Below are 20,647 nucleotides of genomic sequence, written 5' to 3' on the forward strand. Positions count from 1 at the left end.
TGATCGATACAGCCCCGCGCCCCTTTGATCCACTCCCCTCGTCTTGAAAAGGAACCCCATGTCACTCCACCCCGAAGCCTCCGCCCTGCTCGATCGTTCTCATCGGCTCGGCGCCGATCCCCGTAACACCAACTACGCCGGCGGCAACGCCTCCGCCAAGGGCACCGACACCGACCCCGTCACCGGCGGAGACGTCGAGCTGATGTGGGTCAAGGGGTCCGGGGGCGACCTCGGGACGCTCACCGGGAGCGGGCTGGCCGTGTTGCGGCTGGACCGGCTGCGGGCCCTCGTCGAGGTGTACCCGGGTGTCGAGCGCGAGGACGAGATGGTCGCCGCGTTCGACTACTGCCTGCACGGCAAGGGCGGGGCCGCGCCCTCCATCGACACGGCCATGCACGGCCTGGTGGACGCCCCGCACGTGGACCATCTGCACCCCGACTCCGGTATCGCGCTCGCCTGCGCGGCCGACGGGGAGAAGCTGACCGCCGAGTGTTTCGGCGACTCGGTGGTGTGGGTGCCCTGGCGACGGCCCGGGTTCCAGCTGGGGCTGGACATCGCCGCGATCAAGGAGGCCAACCCGCGGGCCGTCGGGTGCGTTCTCGGCGGGCACGGAATCACCGCATGGGGTGCCACCTCCGAGGAGTGCGAGCGCAACTCGCTGCACATCATCCGGACCGCCGAGAAGTTCCTCGCCGAGCGCGGGAAGGCGGAGCCCTTCGGCCCGGTGATCGAGGGGTACGAGGCGCTGGGCGAGGCCGAGCGGCGGGAGCGGGCCGCGGCCCTGGCGCCGTACGTGCGGGCCCTGGCCTCGCAGGACAGGCCGCAGGTCGGGCACTTCGACGACTCCGAGGTGGTCCTCGACTTCCTGGCCCGGGCCGAGCATCCCCGGCTCGCCGCGCTGGGCACCTCCTGCCCGGACCACTTCCTGCGCACCAAGGTGCGGCCCCTGGTGCTCGACCTGCCGCCGGCCGCTGCGCTGGACGAGGCGATCGCCCGGCTGAAGGAGCTGCACGCCGAGTACCGCGCGGAGTACGCCGCGTACTACGAGCGGCACGCGACGCCGGACTCCCCCGCCCTGCGCGGCGCCGACCCGGCGATCGTGCTCGTCCCGGGCGTGGGCATGTTCTCCTTCGGCAAGGACAAGCAGACCGCGCGGGTGGCCGGCGAGTTCTACGTCAACGCCGTCAACGTGATGCGCGGGGCCGAGGCCGTCTCGACGTATGCGCCGATCGAGGAGTCGGAGAAGTTCCGCATCGAGTACTGGGCGCTGGAGGAGGCCAAGCTCCAGCGGATGCCGAAGCCGAAGCCGCTGGCGACCCGGGTGGCACTGGTGACCGGCGCGGGCAGCGGGATCGGCAAGGCGATCGCCGAGCGGCTGGTCGCCGAGGGCGCGTGCGTCGTCGTGGCGGATCTGAACGCCCGGAACGCCGCCGCCGTCGCCGAGGAGCTGGGCGGACCGGACAAGGCCGTCGCCGTGACCGTGGACGTGACGGACGAGGAGCAGATCGCCGCCTCGTTCCGGGAGGCCGTGCTCGCCTTCGGCGGGGTCGACCTGGTCGTCAACAACGCCGGCATCTCCATCTCCAAGCCGCTGCTGGAGACCACCGCCAAGGACTGGGACCTGCAGCACGACATCATGGCCCGCGGCTCCTTCCTCGTCTCGCGGGAGGCCGCCCGGGTGATGATCGCGCAGGGGCTGGGCGGTGACATCGTCTACATCGCCTCCAAGAACGCCGTCTTCGCCGGGCCGAACAACATCGCCTACTCCGCCACCAAGGCCGACCAGGCCCACCAGGTACGCCTGCTCGCCGCCGAGCTGGGCGAGCACGGGATCCGGGTCAACGGGATCAACCCCGACGGTGTGGTGCGGGGCTCCGGGATCTTCGCCGGTGGGTGGGGTGCCAAGCGGGCCGCCGTGTACGGGGTCGAGGAGGAGAAGCTCGGCGAGTTCTACGCCCAGCGGACCATCCTCAAGCGCGAGGTGCTGCCCGAGCATGTCGCCAACGCCGTCTTCGCCCTGACCGGTGGGGAGCTGACCCACACGACCGGTCTGCACATCCCCGTCGACGCCGGCGTCGCGGCCGCCTTCCTGCGGTGAGCGGGGCCGTGAAGGCGTACGCCGCGGTCGACCTCGGCGCGTCCAGCGGGCGTGTCATGGTCGGCCGCGTCGGCCCCGACTCGCTGGAGCTGACCGAGTCGCACCGCTTCCCCAACCGTCCCGTGCGGGTGCCCGAGGGGCTGCGCTGGGACGTGCTCGGGCTGTACGCCGGAGTGCTGGACGGGCTGCGCGCCGCGGGCCGGGTGGACTCCGTCGGCATCGACAGCTGGGCCGTGGACTACGGCCTGCTCGACGCCGACGGCGCCCTGCTGGGCAACCCGGTGCACTACCGGGACGCCCGCACCGAGGGCGTCGCCGAGAAGGTGTGGGCGAGCGTGCCGCCCGAGGAGCTGTACGCGGCCACCGGCATCCAGTACGCCCCGTTCAACACGCTGTACCAGCTGACGGCGGCCCGCTCCACCGCCCAGCTGGCCGCCGCCCGGCGCCTGTTGCTGGTCCCCGACCTGCTGACGTACTGGCTGACCGGTGAGCAGGGCACGGAACTGACCAACGCCTCCACCACCCAGCTCGTCGATCCGCGCACCCGCGACTGGTCGTACGGCGTCGCGGCCCGCCTCGGCATCGACCTCGAGCTGTTCGCGCCGCTGCGCCGGCCCGGCGACCCGGCGGGCGTGCTGCGGGCGGAGGTGCTGGAGGAGACGGGGCTGCTCGGGCCGGTGCCGGTGACGGCCGTCGGCTCGCACGACACGGCGTCCGCGGTGGCCGCGGTGCCGGCCGTGGGCGAGCGGTTCGCGTACATCTGTACGGGCACCTGGTCGCTGGCCGGTCTGGAACTGGACGAGCCCGTGCTGACCGAGGAGAGCCGCGCCGCCAACTTCACCAACGAGCTGGGGCTGGACGGCACGGTCCGGTATCTGCGCAACATCATGGGGCTGTGGCTGCTCCAGGAGTGCGTACGGGCCTGGGGCGACCCGGACCTGGGCGAGTTGCTGCGGGAGGCGGCCGAGGTGCCCCCGCTGCGGTCGGTCGTGGACGCGCAGGACGCCGCCTTCCTGGCCCCGGGCCGGATGCCGGAGCGGATCGCGGAGGCCTGCCGGGCCTCCGGGCAGCCGGTGCCCGCGACCCGCGGCGAGTTCACACGCTGCATCCTCGACTCCCTCGCCCTCGCGCACCGCCGGGCGATCGGCGAGGCCCAGCGGCTCGCGGACCATCCCGTCGACGTCGTGCACATCGTGGGCGGAGGGACCCGCAACGCCCTGCTGTGCCAGCTGACCGCCGACGCCTGCGGGCTGCCGGTGGTGGCCGGGCCCACCGAGGCGGCGGCCCTCGGCAACGTCCTGGTGCAGGCCCGGGCGCACGGCCTCGTCGGCGACCGGGCCGGCATGCGGCGCCTGATCGCGCGGACGCAGTCGCTGACGCGGTACGAACCGAGCGGCGCCGCGGGGGCCTGGCACGCGGCCGAGGCCCGGCTCACCGGGGCGGCACCGTGAACCCCGGCGCCCCGCCACGCCAGGGCGGCACCATGAGCCGGGGCACTCCGCCTCCCCCAAGCCATGGCGCCCCGCCACGCCAGGGCGGCACCATGAGCCGGGGCACTCCGCCTCCCCCAAGCCATGGCGCCCCGCCACGCCGTGGGCCGGGGCCTGCCCCCGTACCTTCCGCCTGACCAGTGCCGCGGCAGGCAGCGTTTGCCCGTCAAGAAGCGGCGTCCGGTGCGTGCTCTGGGGGTCCCCCCGGCCGAAGGCTGGGGGAGTGCCGGGTGCGAGCCCTCGTACTGGACGTACTCGGGCTTGTGCCCGGTGCGGCGAGTGGGGGCACCTCCCACGCCGTCAAGGCAGTGGGGGAGTGCCGGGCGTCACGACGGGGCGAACATTGCCTGTTGCGGCACTAGGCTTCATCCACCCGATGATCGACAACAAGGAGCCGCGATGCGTGTCGCTCTGTTCCTGACCTGCGTCAACGACACGCTCTATCCGGACACCGGGCGCGCCGTGGTGAAACTGCTGACCAGACTGGGCGTGGACGTGGACTTCCCGATGGCCCAGACGTGTTGCGGGCAGGCGCACTACAACACCGGGTACCGCCACGAGGCCGAACCGCTGGCCCGGCGGTTCGCCGAGGTCTTCGGGGACTACGAGGCGATCGTCACGCCGTCCGGATCGTGCGGGGCGATGGTGCGGGAGCTGTATCCGCGCATCGGCGAGCGGGCGCGGGCCGAGGGCCGGGGCGACACCCTGGCCCGGACGCTGGCGCCGGTCGTGCCGCGGACGTACGAGCTGACGGAGTTCCTGGTCGATGTGCTGGGGGTGACGGACGTCGGGGCGTACTACCCGCACACGGTGACGTACCACCCGACCTGCCACGGGCTGCGCGTGCTGGGCCTCGGGGACCGTCCGCTGCGGCTGCTGCGGGCGGTGAAGGGGCTGGAGCTGGTGGAGCTGCCCGGAGCGGAGGAGTGCTGCGGCTTCGGGGGCACCTTCTCGGTGAAGAACCCCGACGTCTCGGCGGCGATGGGCACCGACAAGGTGCGCCACGCCGAGTCGACCGGCGCCGAGGTGCTGTGCGCGGCCGACAACTCCTGTCTGATGCATCTGGGCGGGACCATGGCGCGGCTGCGCACCGGCATGCGGCCGGTGCACATCGCGGAGATCCTGGCGAGCACGGAGGAGGAGCCCACCGTATGAGCGCCACGTTCGTGGGAATGCCCGGTTTCCCGGCGTACCCGGCTTTCCCCCAGGCCGCGCACGAGGCCGTGCGCGACGAGACCCTGCGCGGCAATCTGCGCCACGCCACGCACTCCATCCGCGCCAAGCGGGCCAGGGCGGTGGCGGAGGTGTCCGACTGGGCGGCGCTGCGCGAGGCCGGCCGGCGGATCAAGGACCACACGCTGCGGCACCTGGACCGCTATCTGGTGCAGGTCGAGGAGGCGGTCACGGCGGCCGGCGGCACCGTCCACTGGGCGGTCGACGCCGAGGAGGCCAACCGGATCGTGGCCGATCTGGTCAAGGCGACCGGGGAGAGCGAGGTCGTCAAGGTCAAGTCGATGGCCACGCAGGAGATCGGCCTCAACGAAGCCCTGGAGGCGGAGGGCATCCACGCCTACGAGACGGATCTCGCCGAGCTGATCGTGCAGTTGGGCAAGGACCGGCCCTCCCATATCCTCGTGCCCGCGATCCACCGCAACCGCGGCGAGATCCGGGACATCTTCCGCTCCGAGATGGGCGAGTGGGGCCGTCCGGCCCCCGAGGGCCTGAGCGACACGCCCGCCGAACTCGCCGAGGCGGCCCGGCTGCATCTGCGGGAGAAGTTCCTGCGCGCCAAGGTCGGCATCTCCGGCGCCAACTTCGTCGTGGCCGAGACCGGCACGCTGGTGGTCGTGGAGTCCGAGGGCAACGGGCGGATGTGCCTGACCCTGCCCGAGACGCTGATCTCGGTCGTCGGCATCGAGAAGGTCGTGCCGACCTGGCGGGACCTGGAGGTCTTCCTCCAGACGCTGCCCCGCTCCTCGACGGCGGAGCGGATGAACCCGTACACGTCGATGTGGACCGGCACCACCGACCAGGACGGGCCGAGCGCCTTCCATCTGGTGCTGCTGGACAACGGCCGCACCGACACGCTCGCCGACGAGGTCGGCCGCCAGGCCCTGCGCTGCATCCGCTGCTCGGCGTGTCTCAACGTGTGCCCGGTCTACGAGCGGGCGGGCGGGCACGCGTACGGCTCGGTCTACCCCGGGCCGATCGGCGCGATCCTCAGCCCCCAGTTGCGCGGCACCGGCAGCGAGATCGACGCCTCCCTGCCGTACGCGTCCTCACTGTGCGGCGCCTGTTACGACGTGTGTCCGGTCGCCATCGACATCCCCGAGGTGCTGGTGCACCTGCGCGAACGGGTCGCCCAGGGCGACCAGGTGACGCGCGGCGGCAACAAGGTGGTGCTGCGGCCGGCGAAGGGGCACTCCGCCGAGCGGGCGGCGATGCGCGCGGCCCGCTGGGCGTTCACCCACCCCGGCGTCCTGCGCACCGGCCAGCGCCTCGCCTCGCGCACCCGCCGTCTGCATCCTCGTACGCTGCCGGGCCCCGGCAAGGCCTGGAGCGGCACCCGGGACCTGCCCCCGGTGCCCGCGGAACCGTTCCGCGACTGGTGGCAGCGCACGGGTGGCGGCAAGGAGGGGACCAAGTGAGCAGCAGGGACAGGATCCTGGGCCGGGTGCGGCGCGCGCTGGCGGACGTGCCACCGGACGACACTCCGTACGAGCAGGCCGTTTCCCGGGACTATCTGCGGCACCACGGCGACCGGCGGGTCGAGGAGACGGTGGATCTGCTGGCCGAGAACCTGGTGGACTACCGGGCGGTCGTGCACCGCAGCGACACCGGGGAGCTGCCCGGGCTGATCGCCCATCTGCTCGGCGAGCGGGGCTCCAGGACCGTCCTCGTCCCGCCCGGCCTGGACCAGAGCTGGCTGGCGCAGACGGAGGTGACGCGGGTCCCGGACCGTCCGGACAGCACACCGCACGAACTGGACCGGGTGGACAGCGTGGTCACCGGCTGCGCGGTCGCCGTCGCCGAGACCGGCACGATCGTCCTGGACGGCTCCCCCGACCAGGGCCGCCGCCGGATCACTCTGATCCCCGACCACCACATCTGCGTCGTCCGCGTCCCGGGCCAGGTGGTCTCCTCGGTGCCGCAGGCCCTGGAACGCCTCGCCCCGACCCGCCCGCTGACCCTGGTCTCCGGCCCCTCGGCGACCAGCGACATCGAACTCGACCGGGTGGAGGGGGTGCACGGTCCGCGCACCCTGGAGGTGGTGCTGGTGAGCGGGGGGTGACGGGCGCGGTTAGCGTGAGGGAATGATCCGGTTCGAGCAGGTCACCAAGCGGTACCCGGACGGGACCACGGCCGTGGACGGGCTCAGCTTCGAGGTGTCCGAGGGGGAACTCGTCACCCTCGTGGGCCCGTCCGGCTGCGGCAAGACGACCACGATGCTGATGGTCAACCGGCTGATCGAACCGACGTCGGGCCGGATCCTCGTGGACGGCGAGGACGTCGCCGGGGTCGATCCGGTGCGGCTGCGCCGCCGGATCGGCTACGTCATCCAGCAGGTCGGTCTCTTCCCGCACCGCACGGTCCTCGACAACACCGCGACGGTGCCCGCGCTGCTCGGCTGGAAGAAGGCGAGGGCGCGGGCGCGCGCCGCCGAGCTGCTGGAGCTGGTGGGTCTGGACCCGAGGACGTACGGGCCGCGCTATCCGGAGCAGTTGTCGGGTGGACAGCGGCAACGGGTCGGGGTGGCGCGGGCGCTGGCCGCGGACCCTCCGGTGCTGCTGATGGACGAGCCGTTCGGGGCCGTCGACCCGGTGGTGCGCGAGCAGTTGCAGGACGAGTTCCTGCGCATGCAGGCCGCGGTGCGCAAGACGGTGCTGCTGGTCACGCACGACATCGAGGAGGCGGTACGCCTCGGCGACCGCATCGCCGTGTACGGGCAGGGGCGGATCGAGCAGTTCGACACGCCCGGGGCGGTGCTGGGCAGCCCGGCGAACCCGTATGTCGCGGGGTTCGTGGGCGCCGACCGCGGTCTGAAACGGCTGTCGGTGACCGCGATCGAGCCCGACGATCTGGAGCAGCCGCCGGTCGCCCGGCTGGACGAGCCGGCCGAACGCGTGGCCGGGCGGCTGCGTGCCGGGGGCACCCGCTGGGCGGTGGTCCTCGACGCCTCCGGTGATCTGCACGGCTGGGTGGGACTGGACGCGCTGGCCGCGGGCGGATCTGTCGGCGATCTGACGCACCGGATGAGGGCGTGGGTACCGGTGGGTGCGCCGCTCAGACAGGCGTTCGGGGTGATGCTCCAGCACGACGCCGGCTGGGTCGCGGTGCTGGACGGGGCCCGTTTCCTCGGCGTGCTGACCCCGGCGAAGCTGCACGAGGCGCTGCGCCGCTCGGTGGACGCCGACGCGCGCGGGGTGCCGCGGGACCAGGTGAGGTTCGACTCGGTGGCCGACGCCTGACGGCGGCCGTCCCGGTCGCGGCGGTCATTTCAGCAGGCCCTTGTCTCTCAGGTACGTCCGGGCCACGTCCGAGGGAAGCCGGCGCCAGCTGTCGACCTGCCGGTTCAGGGATGCCAGGTCGGCGGTGGTGAGGACCTCGTTGAGCCTGCCGAGCACCGCGGTCACCCGTGTGCCGCCCGCGCGGGCGCGGTGGGCGACCGGGACCACGTAGTCGGCGTTCTGGAGGCGTTTGTCGTCGGCGAGGAGGACGAGGCCGAAGGCGTCGAGGGTGGCGTCGGTCGTGGTGGTCAGCACCATCTGGTCGCGTCCGCTCCGCACGGCCTGTTTGGCCTGCGTGGTGCCGACGCCCTTGGGGTCGATGCCGGTGACGTCGATGCCGTACGTCTTTCTCAGGCCCGGGGCGCAGTACGGGCGGCGCACGCACTCGTCACCGGCCGCGAGCCGTACCTTCAGACCGGAGGCGCCGAGGTCGCTCAAGGTCTTCAGGCCGTGCCGCCGGGCGTACGACCGGCTCACCGCGAAGGCGTTCTGGTCGACGGCGCGGCCGGGGTCCAGGACGGTCAGGCCGCGCGGTGCGGCGAGCTTGCGCAGGGCTCGCATGGTGGTGCCGAGGTCGGGTGAGCCGGCCGGGGGTGCGTCGGCGCCGTGGGCCTTGGCGTTCAGCCAGTCGGCGAAGGTGGCCGCGTACTCGGGGACGATGTCGATCTGGCCGGACTCCAGGGCGGGTTCGTACAGTTCGCGGTTGGCGACGGTCAGCAGCGCGGTCTTGTATCCGGCCTGGTTCAGCAGCAGGGCGTACATCTGGGCGAGCAGGTCGCTCTCGGTGAAACCGGCGGATCCGATGGTCAGGTGCCGGCTGTCGCCGGGTGATGCGGTGACCTGGCCGCGGTTCTCCAGGGACGGGCCGGTGGTGCAGGCGGTGAGTGCGAGCAGCACGACGGCCGTCAGGGTCCGGCGCCCGCTCATCGGCCGCCCCGGGCCCACGCCGGTGCCAGCCGCTCGGTGATCTCGAAGGCTCCCTCGACCACGAGCGCGAACACCGCGACGAGCAGTGCCCCGGCGACCACCTGGGGCGTGCTGGCGAGGTTGAAGCCCGCCGTGATGATCCGGCCGAGGCCGCCGCCGCCCGCGAGGGCGGCGAGGGTGGCGGTGGCGACGAGCTGGACGGCGGCGATCCGCACCCCGTTCAGCACCATCGGGAGCGAAAGGGGCAGTTCTACGTGAAACAACGTCTGCCGGCCGGTCATCCCCATGCCCCGGGCCGCTCGGACGACGCTCCGGTCGACCTCGCGGATGCCGACGTAGGCGTTGGTGAGCAGCGGAGGCACCGCGAACAGGACGAGGGCCACGACGGTCGGGCCTTCGCCCCACGTTCCGACCGGAGTGAGGAGCAGCAGGACCAGCACGGCGAAGGTGGGGACGGCCCGGCCCACGTTGGCGAGGTTGACCGCGAGTGCACCGCCCCTGCCGAGGTGTCCGAGGACCAGGGCGACGGGCAGGGCGATCAGACAGCTGACGGCCAGGCAGACGACCGTGAGCACCAGGTGCTGAAGAAGGCGGTGGGCGATGCCGTCGTCGCCGCTCCAGTGGGCGGGATCGGTGAGCCAGCGCCAGGAGTCGGAGAGGGTCGTCATGTGCGGCCCGCCCGGGTCCATGGCGTCAGCAGACGCTGTACGCCCAGCAGAAGCAGGTCGGCGGCGACCGCGATCAGCACGCACAGCACGGAGGCGGTGAGCACCTGGGCCTTGAAGTAGGTGTTCATGCCCGCGTAGATGAGGTTGCCGAGCCCGCCGAATCCGACGATGGCGCCGACCGTCACCAGGGAGACCGCCGACACCGTGGCGATGCGCAGGCCGGCCATCGCGGCCGGCAGGGCGAGCGGGAGTTCGACGGTGAGCAGCAGCCGCACGGGACCGTAGCCCATCCCGCGTGCCGCCTGCCGGGTCTCCTCGGGAACGGCGCGCAGGCCCGCGAGGATGTTGCGCACCAGCAGGGTCAGCGAGTACAGCACGAGTCCGGCGACGACGAGGGTCGCCGAGAGCCCGTACACCGGCAGGAGCAGGGAGAACATCGCCAGGGACGGGATGGTGTAGAGGACGGTCGTGACGGCGAGCACGGGGCCGGCCGCCCAGCCCCAGCGGCGGGCCACCAGGGCCAGGGGGACGGCGACGGCGAGTCCGATGAGCACCGACAGGCCGGTCAGCCGCAGATGCTGGAGCACCGCGTCCCACAGGATGTGGCGGCGCGTGCTCAGATACGCGCCGCAGATCCACTCGTTGCGGGCGAGGCAGTCGTCCGGGGGCGCGGTCACGCGTCCATTCCACCGGCGGCGCACGGGGGCGGCTCGCTGTGGTGGCCCGTCCGGGGCGGTACGCGCATCCTCCCGTGACAGACGAGGCCCCGTGACAGACGAAGTCCCGTGACAGAGGCACTGAACAAGCGCTTAGATAGAAGTGCTCAGATTGAGGAAGACAGCTTCGCAACCGATTCACGCGCCCGCGCTGGAGGCCCTGTTGTTCACGTCCGTCGACGATGTCTCCGCCCGCCTCGCCGAGACCGGATACCTGGCCTCACCGGCGGTCGCCACGTCCGTCTTCCTCGCCGACCGCCTCGGCAAGCCGCTGCTGGTCGAGGGGCCCGCCGGAGTCGGCAAGACGGAGCTGGCCAAGGCCGTGGCCCAGGTGGCGGGGGCCCGGCTGGTCCGGCTGCAGTGCTATGAGGGCGTGGACGAGTCCCGCGCGCTGTACGAGTGGAACCACGCCAAGCAGCTGCTGCGCATCAGCGCCGGCCGGGACGAGACGTGGGACGACACCCGTACGGACATCTTCGGCGAGGAGTTCCTGCTCTCCCGCCCCCTGCTGACGGCGATCCGCGGCGACGAGCCGACGGTGCTGCTGATCGACGAGACCGACAAGGCCGACGTGGAGGTGGAGGGCCTGCTGCTGGAGGTGCTGAGCGACTTCCAGGTGACGGTCCCCGAGCTGGGCACGATCACCGCGACCCGCCGCCCCTTCGTCGTCCTCACCTCCAACGCCACCCGCGAGCTGTCGGAGGCGCTGCGCCGCCGGTGCCTCTTCCTGCACATCGGGTTTCCGGAGGAGGAGCTGGAGCGTCGCATCGTACGGCTGAAGGTGCCGGGGCTTCAGGAGGCCCTGACCGCGTCCGTCGTCCGGATCGTCGGTGCGCTGCGGGCGATGGACCTGCGCAAGGTGCCGTCGGTCGCCGAGACCGTCGACTGGGCGCGCACGCTGCTCGCACTCGGCGCTGACAGCCTCGACGAGAGCGTGGTCCGCGACACCCTCGGTGTGCTGCTCAAGCACCAGGAGGACGTACTCAAGGCGGCCGCCAAGCTCGACCTGGACGCCGTGTGAACGCCGCCGCGCCGGCCGGCGCCTCGGTGGCGGAGCGGCTGACGGGGTTCGTCGCCGCACTGCGCGGGCACGGCCTGCGGATCGGCACCGGAGAGACCGTGGACGCGGCCCGGGCGGTCGAGGCGCTGGGGCTGGCCGACCGCGAGCTGCTGCGGGAGGGGCTGGCCGCCACACTGCTGCACGGCAGCGGCCGGCGTACGGTGTTCGACCCCGTCTTCGACCTGTACTTCCCCCGCGGGGTCGGCGCCCCGGACGGGGAGCCCGCCGGGCGCGAGGACCTGCGCGACCGGCTCGCGGACGCGCTCGCCACGGGCGACACCGCACTGCTGGGGCAACTGGCCGTCGAGGCGGTGGACGGTCTCGGCGGATACGGCAGCTCCCCCGGCTCGGACGGCTGGTCGGCGTACCAGACGCTGGAGCGGCTGCGCCCGCAGACGCTGCTGGCCCGGGTGCGGGCGAGTGTCCGCGCCGGGAGCGGGGCGGCCTCCTTCACCGACCGTCTGCTGGACGACGAGATCCGGCGCCGCATCGAGGTGTTCCGCCGGCAGGTCGCCACCGAGGCGCGGCGCCGGGTGGCGGAGCGGCGCGGGCGGGAGGAGATCGCGCGGCGGGCGGTGGCGCCGAGCGCGGACCGGGTCGACTTCCTGTACGCGGGCCGGGACCGGCTGGCCGAGCTGCGCCGGACCGTGCAACCGCTGGCCCGGAAGCTGGCCACCCGGCTGGCCGCGCGCCGTCGCCGGGCCGCCCGGGGCACGATCGACCTGCGCCGCACCCTGCGCGGCTCGCTGTCGACGGGCGGCGTGCCGATGAAGCCGGTGCTGCGCCGGCGCCGGCCCGTCCGGCCCGAACTGGTGCTGCTGTGCGATGTGTCGGGCTCGGTCTCGGGTTTCTCCGACTTCACCATGCTGCTGGTGCAGGCGCTGCACGACCAGTTCAGCAAGGTGCGCGTGTTCGCCTTCGTCAACCGGATCGACGAGGTGACCGGGCTGCTGCGGCACGGCGCGGCGGACCCGGAGGGCCTGGGCTCCCGTATCCAGGCGGAGGCACGGCTGACCGGCTGGCACGGCAGCAGCGACTACGGCGTGGCGCTGGGCGAGTTCGCCGAACGCTACGGTGAGGCGGTCGGCCCGCGCGCGACCGTGTTCGTGCTCGGTGACGCCCGCACCAACATGAGCGACCCGAACCTGCCGGCCCTGCGGGAGATCGCCGGCCGGGCCCGCCGCCTGTACTGGCTGAACCCCGAGCCGCGCGCCCAGTGGGGCACGGGCGACTCCGCCGCGCCCGCCTACGCCGGCGTGGTCGAGATGCACGAGTGCCGCAACGCCCGCCAACTCGGGGAGATCGTCTCCCGGTTGCTGCCCGTGTGAGGGCGCGCCCGGGTCGCGGCAACAGCAGTGCCCGGCGGGACGGATCGCCGTCGCGCCGGGCAGCGGCACCACTCCTCGATCACGCTTCGGACCGCGGTCCGCCCTCGCCGGGCTTCGCGTACTGCTGGGCCATGGTTCCCGCGAAGTCGTACACGACGAACTGTTCGTCGCCCACCACCCAGGCGTCGTGTCCGGGGGCGCAGACGAAGACGTCGCCGGGCCCCACCTCGGCCTCGCCGCCGTCGTCCATGACCAGGTGCATCCGGCCCCGCACGACGTAGCCGTTGTGGTGGATCATGCAGGACTTCGTGCCGGCGATCGGGCCGACCGACTCGGACCAGCGCCAGCCCGGTTCGAAGGTGCCCACGGCGAAGTCCAGACCGGTGAGGTGGACGGCTTCGAGGTGGCCCCGGGGGAAGTCGCGCCGCTCGTCCGGCTTGTCGACCGTCTTCACTTCCAACATGACGGTGTTCTCCCTTCCGGCCGTGTCGTCTGCGGCCGGGGCCGGTCTCCGTCTCCGGGCTCGAAGGCACGGTACCGGCGGGGGCCGAGCCCCTCACCTTCATCGTCTCCCCGGTGTCCAGGGACGGCCATTCGGACCATTCGGATCATTCGGGTCCGGGGGCACGAGTGCGGGACGGACCCGGGCACGGAGGCACCCAGGCGCGGGGCACCGGCACCGGAAAACGAGTTGACTCACCGAGGCGATGTCTCGTTTGCTTGCCGCTCATGCGTGCCCACACACCGCGGCCCGGCGAACGGGCCCTCGACGCCCTGTTCGTGCGTCGGCTGATCGCCGACCGGTTCCCGCGGTGGGCCGGGCTCCCCCTCACCGCGGTCGCCTCCGCCGGCACCTCCAATGTCATGTACCGGCTCGGTCAGGACATGGTGGTTCGACTCCCCCGCACCGCCGGAGCCGCCGGGGACGTGGCGAAGGAGCACACATGGCTGCCCCGGCTCGCCCCGCTGCTGCCGGTGGCCGTGCCCGAGCCGCTGGGCAGGGGGGCGCCGGCCGAGGGGTGGCCGTGGCCCTGGTCCGTCTACCGCTGGCTCGACGGCGAGAACCCGGCCGTCGGGACCATCGGCGACTCCGACCGGCTGGCCGAGGACCTGGCGGGCTTCGTCGTGGCCCTGCACAGCGTCGATCCGGCGGGCGGACCGGCCTCCTACCGCTGCGAGCCGTTGGCCGCGCGAGACGCCGAGACCCGGAAGGCCATCGCCGAACTGCGTGGCGCCGTCGATGCCCCGGCGGCCACCGCTCTGTGGGAGGAGGCTCTGCGGGCCCCCGCTCCGGCCGGGCCGCCGGTGTGGATCCACGCCGACCTCCAGCCGGGGAACGTGCTCGTGGCGGGAGGCCGACTGGGCGCGGTGATCGACTTCGGGTGTCTGGGCCTGGGTGATCCCGCCGTCGACCTCATCGCGGCGTGGTACGTGCTGCGGGCGGGGGCGAGGGAGGTCTTCCGGGCGGCGCTGGGCACCGACGAGACGACCTGGACGCGGGGGCGCGGATGGGCCCTGTCGATCGCACTGATCGAACTGCTCCACTACCGCGACCGGAACCCGTACATGGCCACCGTCGCCCGCCACGTCCTCCACGAACTCCTCCACGCCCACGCCGTCGGTCCGAACCGCCCCTCCCCCACCGGCTGAACACCCGCGGCGGGCCAGAACACGAAAGCACCTGGCAGGCGAGGCCGTCCGGGGACGGGGGCGGATCACTTGCCGCGCAGCGCCGGCCGGCGACCCTCGGCGCGCCGCCGGGATCATCGTGCGAACCGTCCGACGCGGCCGGGTCCCGACCCATCTCCTGCTCGGTGTGAACGCGGCGGCCATGGCCCTGGACCATTCCCGCCGGCAACTCGCCGAGGCGACTGCGGACGTCGCGCCTGGGAGAAGGTCAGCCGCTCGGCCGACTTCGGTGAGCCCTACCCGCGCAGCTCCCGCCCGAGGACACCGCCCGTCAGGAGAAGGCCGCCCCACCAGGATCTTCATGGGCCTTCCAGGCGCCCGGCGGGGAGGCGGGGTCGACGGGGTCGTCCACGATGCCCTGGTCCAGGCGCGCGTCGTCGTAGACGTCCACGGCCATCTCGTCGGCCGCCGCCGTGGTCAGGGCCTGCAGGGCGGGGACGAGCAGCGCGCGTTCCTCGGCGGACAGCCGCTGCACCAGCTTGCGGATCTCCGCGCGCCGGTGGGCGAGCACCCGCGTGACGAGATCGTGGCCGTCGGCGGTCAGGCTGAGCACGACCTCGCGCCGGTTGGCCGGATTGGTCCTGCGGTCCACCAGGTCGAGCACTTCGAGCCGTCCCACCATGCGCAGCGCGGTGGAGGGGTTGACGCCGAGCGTGGCGGCCAGGACGACGAGCTTGACCGGTCCGCAGGTGTCCAGCACGACCAGCGCCCGCAGCTGGGGCAGGGTGAGCGAGTCGTCGGTGGAGGCGAGCGCGCGGGCGGAGATCGCCACGAACAGCCGGGAGGCGGCCATCACGGCCACGCCCAGCTCCTCGGCCTCGCGGTCGAGGGGGTGCTGCCCGGGCCGGCCGGGACGGGCGTGGCCTCGGCCGGTGTCGTGCTGTGCCATGGTGTCCCCCTTCCGCCGCTCCGCCGGCGGGGGCGGACGATCAGGCGCGGAGAATCATCGCAGAGGGCGACGGCACTCGGCAGGGCGTGTCCGGCGGTCCCCACCGCCGGGCCTCCGCTCGCCGGGGACCATTTCGCCGGGGCCTCGGCGGTCGCCGTACACCCCTCCTCAGAGGGCGGCCGGTTCGGCGGCCGGAGCGCCCCGGCCGGTATCGAGCTGGAGTCTGAGCTCCCGGCGCAGGTCGGCCGGGAGCCGCCCCGACACCGCCCACTCGACGACGAGTTCGGCGACGTGCGGTTCCTTGATGTACGTATGCGCGGACATCGCGCGCAGTACGGCGCGCGCCCGGTCGTGGCTCACCCCGCCCACGATGGCCACGATGTCCGTCGCCTCGTCCAGGAGGCGGCGCGGGCGGTCGGCTGCGGTCATGGAAGTCTCCTCATGCGGCGTTGGCGTGGACGCGCCTGCTCAGTGCGGCCTTCGCGGTGGCGGCGACGCCCGCGCCGAGGGCGAGCACGGAGGCGACGGCGGCGGGGTGGCGGGCCAGGGCGGCCTCGAAGGAGTGGCTGTGCGCCGAGTCGTCGAAGATGCCGTGGGCCCCGTGGTCGCCGCCCCCGGGCCGGTCCACGGGTTCGAACAGGTTGCTCTCGCCGCTCGGCGGCCGCAGGTCGGTCTGCTGGGAGTCGAAGCCGGTGCGGGCCAGGTAGCGGTCGAGCAGGGCCGGGGCCAGACGGTTGGCCCAGACGGTCGCCAGGGTGCTGGCGCCGATGTAGTACTGCTTGCGGCCCGGGTGGTCGGCGGCGTGCACGACGCCCCGGGCGGCGACCTCCGGCTGGTAGATCGGCGGGACGGGCTGCGGATGGCGGGGCAGCCGGGAGCGCACCCAGGAGAACTGCGGGGTGTTGACGGCCGGCATCTGGGCGATCGTCACCCGTACGTTGCTGCCGCGGTGCAGCAGTTCGGTGCGCAGGGAGGAGGTGAAGCCGTTGATGGCGTGTTTGGCGCCGCAGTAGGCCGACTGAAGGGGGATGGCCCGCTCCCCCAGCGCCGAGCCGACCTGCACGATGGTGCCGCGGTCGCGCGGCAGCATGCGCAGGAGCGCGCTGCGGGTGCCGTTCACGAAGCCGAGGTAGGTCACCTCCGTGACCCGTCGGTACTCCTCGGCGGTGATCTCGTCGAAGGGCGCGAAGACGCTGGTGAACGCGCAGTTGACCCAGATGTCGATGGGGCCGAACGCCTGCTCGGCGGCGTCGGCGGCCGCCTCGACCTGCCGGGCGTCGGAGGTGTCGGCGACCTGCACGAGGGGCCGGCCGCCGAGCGACTCGACCTCCTTGGCGGCGGCGTCCAGGCCGGCCCGGCCGCGGGCGATCAGGACGACGTCGGCGCCGCGCCTGCCGAACTCGCGCGCGGTGGCGCGGCCGATACCGGCGCCGGCTCCGGTGATGACGACGGTCTGGGGCATGGGTCGGCTCCTCACTCGGCGGTACGCGCCGGCGTCTGGGGGTCCTGGGCGAGGCGGGCGGCGGTCTCCAGCAGCAGGGCGTGGACGAAGGCCTGCGGAAGGTTGCCGCGCAACTGGCGCTGGGCGATGTCGAACTCCTCCGCGTACAGACCGGACGAACCGCAGGCGCCGCGGTTGCGTTCGAACCAGCGGTGGGCGTCGATGTCGTGGCCCTGCTGGTGCTGGGCCAGCGCCATGACGAACCCGCACAGCAGGAACGCGCCCTCGGCCTGTTCCAGCGGCCGGTCGTCGTGCCGGAAGCGGTAGATGAAGTGCTCCTCGGTCAGCTGTTCGCGGCAGGCGGCGAGGGTGGCGCGGGTGCGCCGGTCGTCGGCGGGCACCGCGCCGCGCACGGCGGGCAGCAGCAGCGCGGCGTCGACCTTGGGGTCGTCCGGGGCGCGCTGCCAGTGGCCGTCGGCGTGCACGCTGGTGGCGGTGGTCTCGGCCAGCAGGGTGTCGGCGAGTCGGGTACAGGTGCCGGCGAGCGGGTGGTGCGGTGCCACACCGGCCAGGGCGCGCAGTCCGGCCACGCAGATGAGCCTGCTGTGGGTCCACGGTTCCGGGTGGAGCTCCCAGATGCCCGCGTCCGGCTCCCGCCGGCGCTCGGCTATGGCCCGGACCGCGAGGTCGGCCGCCTTCCAGCCCTCGCCGTCCAGCCGGCCGGCGCGCGCGGCCGTCGCGAACAGCAGCAGTGCCTCGCCGAAGCAGTCCAGCTGGAACTGCCCGGAGACCTTGTTGCCGATCCGGCTGAATCCGCCGGGGTAGCCGGGCAGGTCCAGTTCCCGCTGCTCGGGGACGGGCGTGCCGTGGACGGTGTAGGCGGGGGCGAGCCGCGGGCCGTCCGCCAGCAGCCGCTCGCCCACGAAACGGACGGCGGCGTCGAGGAGTTCCGGGGCGTTCACGGCCGCCGCGGCCTGTCCGGCGTAGCTCTGGTCGCGGATCCACACGTACCGGTAGTCGTAGTTGCGGCCCGCCTCGGCGCGTTCGGGCAGGCTGGTGGTGGCCGCGGCGACCATGCCGCCGCCGTGCGTGGTCAGGCCGCGCAGCAGCACGTAGGCGCGGCGGGCGTCGCCGGGGGCGATGGTGCGTCCCAGGGCGGGCATGCCGCGCCGCCAGGCCTGCTCGGTGGCGGCCCAGCACTGCTCGGCCCGGGGCGGTGTGCGCGACAGCGGGGCGTCGGAGCAGTCCAGGACCAGGTCGTGGCACTCGCCGGGCCGCAGTACGAGGTCGGCGGTCAGTCCCTCGGCGCGGACGGCCGCCGACGGTGCGCCCTGCCAGCGCAGGCGGTGGCGGCCGGAGTTGAGGTGCCAGACGCCGTCGTCGTCGCGGTGCGGGGAGGGAGTCGGTGCCCGCCCGTAGTCGGCGTGCGGGTCGAGGACGACCCGCACATGGGCGGTTCCGTCGACGGCCATCAGATGCCGCAGCAGGACCAGGTGGTCCTCCTCACCGGGGAAGGCGAGGGCCTCGCGGCACTCGATGACACCGTCGGTGGTGACCCAGCGGCTGCGCCAGATGAGGGTTCCCTCCTCGTAGTAGCCGCCGGGGACGTAGCGGCCGCGCGGGGTGACGGCGTAGACGCCGCGGCCGCCGATGAGGGAGGCGAAGACGGCGTCGTCGTGCCAGGTGGGGGCGCACAGCCAGGTGACGGCGCCGTCCGGTCCGATCAGCGCGCCGCGCTCCCCGTCGGCCAGCAGCGCGTAGTCGTGCAGGGCGTGCGGCGGGAAGGTGGTGGTGCTCATGTCTGCGATGCCTCTGTCTGCGGTGCCTCCTGCGGCCGGCGCGTCGTGCCCGCCCCGGGGGCGGGCGTGCCGACCGGTTCCGTGCCGGTGACGTGGACGGGGCGGCGGGCGGCCGGGAGCGGCCCGGCGCCGTACGCCCCGCCGACCGTGGAGGGGGCGGACACCGCGGTGCCCACCCCCGCCACGACCGGGCGCCCGCTCATGGCGCGTGCCTGGCGTGCGGCCGCTCCGTGCGGTGCCGGCCCACGGGCAGGAACTCCTGCATCTTGGCCTTGAAGCCCTGGCGGACCATGGCGGCGCGGTCGCTGTCGCCCTTGAGGACGGAGGCCGCGGCGGCCTCGATCTGGTCGAGGGTGGCGTGCGGCGGGATGGGCGGTACGGCGGGGTCGGTGACGAAGTCGAGCACGCACGGCCTGTCGCTGCCCAGCGCGGCCTCCCAGGCACCCTTCACCTCGCCCGGCTCCTCGATCCGCAGGCCGTTCAGGCCTAGGGAGCGGGCGAAGTCGGCGTAGGCGACGTCGGGGATCGACTGGGAGGGCAGGAACTGCGGTGCGCCCGCCATGGCGCGCATCTCCCAGGTGACCTGGTTGAGGTCCTGGTTGTTCAGGACGGCCACGATCAGGCGCGGGTCCTCCCACTCCTTCCAGTACTTGGCGATGGTGATCAGTTCGGCCATGCCGTTCATCTGCATGGCGCCGTCGCCGACCAGGGCGATCGCCGGGCGGTCGCCGTGCGCGAACTTGGCGCCGATGACGTACGGCACTCCGGGCCCCATGGTGGCGAGCGTGCCGGACAGCGATCCGCGCATGGCGCCGCGCATCCTCAGATGGCGGGCGTACCAGTTGGCGGCGGAGCCGGAGTCGGAGGCGAGGATGACGTCGTCGGGCAGCAGGGCGTCGAGGGAGTGGGCGACGTACTCGGGGTTGATCGGTTCGGCGTCGACGGCGGCGCGCCGCTCCATGACCTGCCACCAGCGGGCGGTGTCCTTCTCGATCTTCTTGCGCCAGCTCTTGTTCTTGTGCGCCTTGAGCAGCGGCAGCAGCCGGGTCAGCGTCTCGCGGGCGTCGCCGACGAGGTTGACCTCGAACGGGTAGCGCAGGCCGACCATGTGCGGGTCGATGTCGATCTGCACGGCCCGCGCCTTTCCGAACTCGGGCAGGAACTGGGTGTAGGGGAAGGACGAGCCGATGACGAGGAGGGTGTCGCAGTTCTCCATCAGCTCGTACGACGGCCGGGTGCCGAGCAGGCCGACGGCGCCGGTGACGTAGGGCAGGTCGTCGTCGAGGGCGTCCTTGCCGAGCAGTGCCTTGGCGACGCCGGCGCCGAGCCGGTCGGCGACCGCCATGACCTCCTGCCGGGCCCCGCGGGCACCCTGCCCGATGAGGACGGCGACCTTCTCGCCGGCGTTGAGCACCTCGGCGGCGCGCGCGAGGTCGTCGTCGGAGGGCACCGGCGCGTACTGGGGCATGCCCAGGCTGGAGGGGACCATCTTGAAGGCGTGCTCGGGCGGTGAGTAGTCCAGTTCCTGCACGTCGGCGGGGAGGATGACGGCCGTCACCGAGCGGCGGGCCATCGCGGTGCGCATCGCCCGGTCCAGCACGTTGGGCAGCTGCTCGGGGACGGTGACCATCTCGCAGAAGTCGGACGCGACGTCCTTGTACAGGCTGAGCAGGTCGACCTCCTGCTGGTAGGAGCCGCCCATGGCGCTGCGGTTGGTCTGCCCGACGATCGCGACGACCGGGACGTGGTCGAGCTTGGCGTCGTACAGGCCGTTCAGGAGGTGGATGGCGCCGGGTCCGGAGGTGGCCGCGCACACCCCGACCTTGCCGGAGAACTTGGCATAGCCGACGGCCTCGAAGGCGGACATCTCCTCGTGCCGGGACTGGATGAAGCGGGGGTTGTCGTCGGCCCGGCCCCAGGCCGCGAGCAGCCCGTTGATGCCGTCGCCGGGGTAGGCGAAGACGTACTCCACACCCCAGTCGCGCAGTCGCTCGAGGACGTGGTCGGAGACCTTCATCGACATGTTCGAAGACC

The 20,647-nt window shown here is 73.1% G+C and carries 19 protein-coding genes; 9 read left to right on the plus strand and 10 right to left on the minus strand.

Going from position 1 to position 20,647, the window contains the following annotated elements:
• Positions 1-58: 58 nt before the first annotated feature.
• The 6 genes from R2S09_RS11400 to R2S09_RS11425 all read left to right on the plus strand — a co-directional run bounded on the left by R2S09_RS11400 (position 59) and on the right by R2S09_RS11425 (position 8,057).
• Positions 59-2,098: a bifunctional aldolase/short-chain dehydrogenase gene (locus tag R2S09_RS11400; protein ID WP_316740740.1), complete on the plus strand. Its 2,040-nt coding sequence runs from the start codon at positions 59-61 to the stop codon at positions 2,096-2,098.
• On the plus strand, positions 2,095-3,549 hold the full coding sequence (locus R2S09_RS11405; RefSeq protein ID WP_316740742.1) for a rhamnulokinase family protein: 1,455 nt from the start codon (positions 2,095-2,097) through the stop codon (positions 3,547-3,549). Before R2S09_RS11400 ends, R2S09_RS11405 begins: the two co-directional genes overlap by 4 nt.
• Before the next feature lie 438 nt (positions 3,550-3,987).
• Positions 3,988-4,743, plus strand: a complete 756-nt coding sequence (locus R2S09_RS11410; protein ID WP_306187231.1) for a (Fe-S)-binding protein — start codon at positions 3,988-3,990, stop codon at positions 4,741-4,743.
• Entirely contained in the window at positions 4,740-6,236 is a 1,497-nt protein-coding gene (locus R2S09_RS11415; RefSeq protein WP_316740746.1) for a LutB/LldF family L-lactate oxidation iron-sulfur protein, read from the plus strand. Before R2S09_RS11410 ends, R2S09_RS11415 begins: the two co-directional genes overlap by 4 nt.
• Complete coding sequence (locus R2S09_RS11420) at positions 6,233-6,880, plus strand: LUD domain-containing protein (protein WP_316740748.1); 648 nt, start codon at positions 6,233-6,235, stop codon at positions 6,878-6,880. Before R2S09_RS11415 ends, R2S09_RS11420 begins: the two co-directional genes overlap by 4 nt.
• Positions 6,881-6,902: 22 nt before the next feature.
• The gene (locus R2S09_RS11425) at positions 6,903-8,057 is read left to right on the plus strand and encodes an ATP-binding cassette domain-containing protein (protein WP_316740749.1); all 1,155 of its coding nucleotides are present in this window, start codon (positions 6,903-6,905) and stop codon (positions 8,055-8,057) included.
• A gap of 24 nt (positions 8,058-8,081) precedes the next feature.
• On the opposite strand, the gene R2S09_RS11430 is transcribed toward R2S09_RS11425, so the two are convergent.
• The 3 genes from R2S09_RS11430 to R2S09_RS11440 are packed head-to-tail and all read right to left on the minus strand — an operon-like array spanning position 8,082 to position 10,368.
• Positions 8,082-9,023, minus strand: coding sequence for an ABC transporter substrate-binding protein (locus tag R2S09_RS11430; protein WP_306187237.1), 942 nt, complete (start codon positions 9,021-9,023; stop codon positions 8,082-8,084).
• On the minus strand, positions 9,020-9,691 hold the full coding sequence (locus tag R2S09_RS11435; RefSeq protein ID WP_306187239.1) for an ABC transporter permease: 672 nt from the start codon (positions 9,689-9,691) through the stop codon (positions 9,020-9,022). The genes R2S09_RS11430 and R2S09_RS11435 overlap by 4 nt, the downstream gene beginning before the upstream one ends.
• The gene (locus tag R2S09_RS11440) at positions 9,688-10,368 is read right to left on the minus strand and encodes an ABC transporter permease (RefSeq protein ID WP_306187241.1); all 681 of its coding nucleotides are present in this window, start codon (positions 10,366-10,368) and stop codon (positions 9,688-9,690) included. Before R2S09_RS11440 ends, R2S09_RS11435 begins: the two co-directional genes overlap by 4 nt.
• Before the next feature lie 202 nt (positions 10,369-10,570).
• Here R2S09_RS11440 and R2S09_RS11445 point away from each other — a divergent pair, with 202 nt between their 5' ends.
• Together R2S09_RS11445 and R2S09_RS11450 are read left to right on the plus strand one after the other, a co-directional pair.
• A complete protein-coding gene (locus tag R2S09_RS11445; protein WP_316740752.1) occupies positions 10,571-11,428 on the plus strand; it encodes a MoxR family ATPase in 858 nt (285 codons plus the stop codon).
• A complete protein-coding gene (locus R2S09_RS11450; protein ID WP_306187244.1) occupies positions 11,425-12,795 on the plus strand; it encodes a VWA domain-containing protein in 1,371 nt (456 codons plus the stop codon). Before R2S09_RS11445 ends, R2S09_RS11450 begins: the two co-directional genes overlap by 4 nt.
• Before the next feature lie 79 nt (positions 12,796-12,874).
• Here R2S09_RS11450 and R2S09_RS11455 read toward each other — a convergent pair whose 3' ends face one another.
• Complete coding sequence (locus R2S09_RS11455; RefSeq protein ID WP_306187245.1) at positions 12,875-13,258, minus strand: cupin domain-containing protein; 384 nt, start codon at positions 13,256-13,258, stop codon at positions 12,875-12,877.
• Between the two features lie 266 nt (positions 13,259-13,524).
• On the opposite strand from R2S09_RS11455, the gene R2S09_RS11460 reads away from it, so the two are divergent.
• Entirely contained in the window at positions 13,525-14,445 is a 921-nt protein-coding gene (locus tag R2S09_RS11460; protein WP_316740753.1) for an aminoglycoside phosphotransferase family protein, read from the plus strand.
• A 310-nt stretch (positions 14,446-14,755) separates the two neighbouring features.
• Here R2S09_RS11460 and R2S09_RS11470 read toward each other — a convergent pair whose 3' ends face one another.
• The 6 genes from R2S09_RS11470 to R2S09_RS11495 all read right to left on the minus strand — a co-directional run bounded on the left by R2S09_RS11470 (position 14,756) and on the right by R2S09_RS11495 (position 20,636).
• Positions 14,756-15,373, minus strand: a complete 618-nt coding sequence (locus R2S09_RS11470) for a MarR family winged helix-turn-helix transcriptional regulator (protein ID WP_306187248.1) — start codon at positions 15,371-15,373, stop codon at positions 14,756-14,758.
• A gap of 168 nt (positions 15,374-15,541) precedes the next feature.
• Positions 15,542-15,802 (minus strand): hypothetical protein, encoded by a 261-nt coding sequence (locus R2S09_RS11475; RefSeq protein ID WP_316740754.1) that lies wholly within the window; start codon positions 15,800-15,802, stop codon positions 15,542-15,544.
• A 10-nt stretch (positions 15,803-15,812) separates the two neighbouring features.
• Positions 15,813-16,835, minus strand: coding sequence for an SDR family oxidoreductase (locus R2S09_RS11480; protein WP_316740756.1), 1,023 nt, complete (start codon positions 16,833-16,835; stop codon positions 15,813-15,815).
• Between the two features lie 11 nt (positions 16,836-16,846).
• Positions 16,847-18,613, minus strand: a complete 1,767-nt coding sequence (locus R2S09_RS11485) for a glycoside hydrolase family 15 protein (protein ID WP_316740757.1) — start codon at positions 18,611-18,613, stop codon at positions 16,847-16,849.
• Positions 18,610-18,816, minus strand: coding sequence for a hypothetical protein (locus tag R2S09_RS11490; protein ID WP_306187255.1), 207 nt, complete (start codon positions 18,814-18,816; stop codon positions 18,610-18,612). Before R2S09_RS11490 ends, R2S09_RS11485 begins: the two co-directional genes overlap by 4 nt.
• Positions 18,813-20,636 carry a thiamine pyrophosphate-requiring protein gene (locus R2S09_RS11495; RefSeq protein WP_306187256.1) on the minus strand — a complete coding sequence of 608 codons (1,824 nt, stop codon included), beginning with the start codon at positions 20,634-20,636 and terminating at the stop codon, positions 18,813-18,815. The genes R2S09_RS11490 and R2S09_RS11495 overlap by 4 nt, the downstream gene beginning before the upstream one ends.
• Positions 20,637-20,647 lie beyond the last annotated feature (11 nt).

The organism is Streptomyces sp. MK7 (assembly GCF_032658145.1).
Lineage (GTDB): Bacteria > Actinomycetota > Actinomycetes > Streptomycetales > Streptomycetaceae > Streptomyces > Streptomyces spiralis.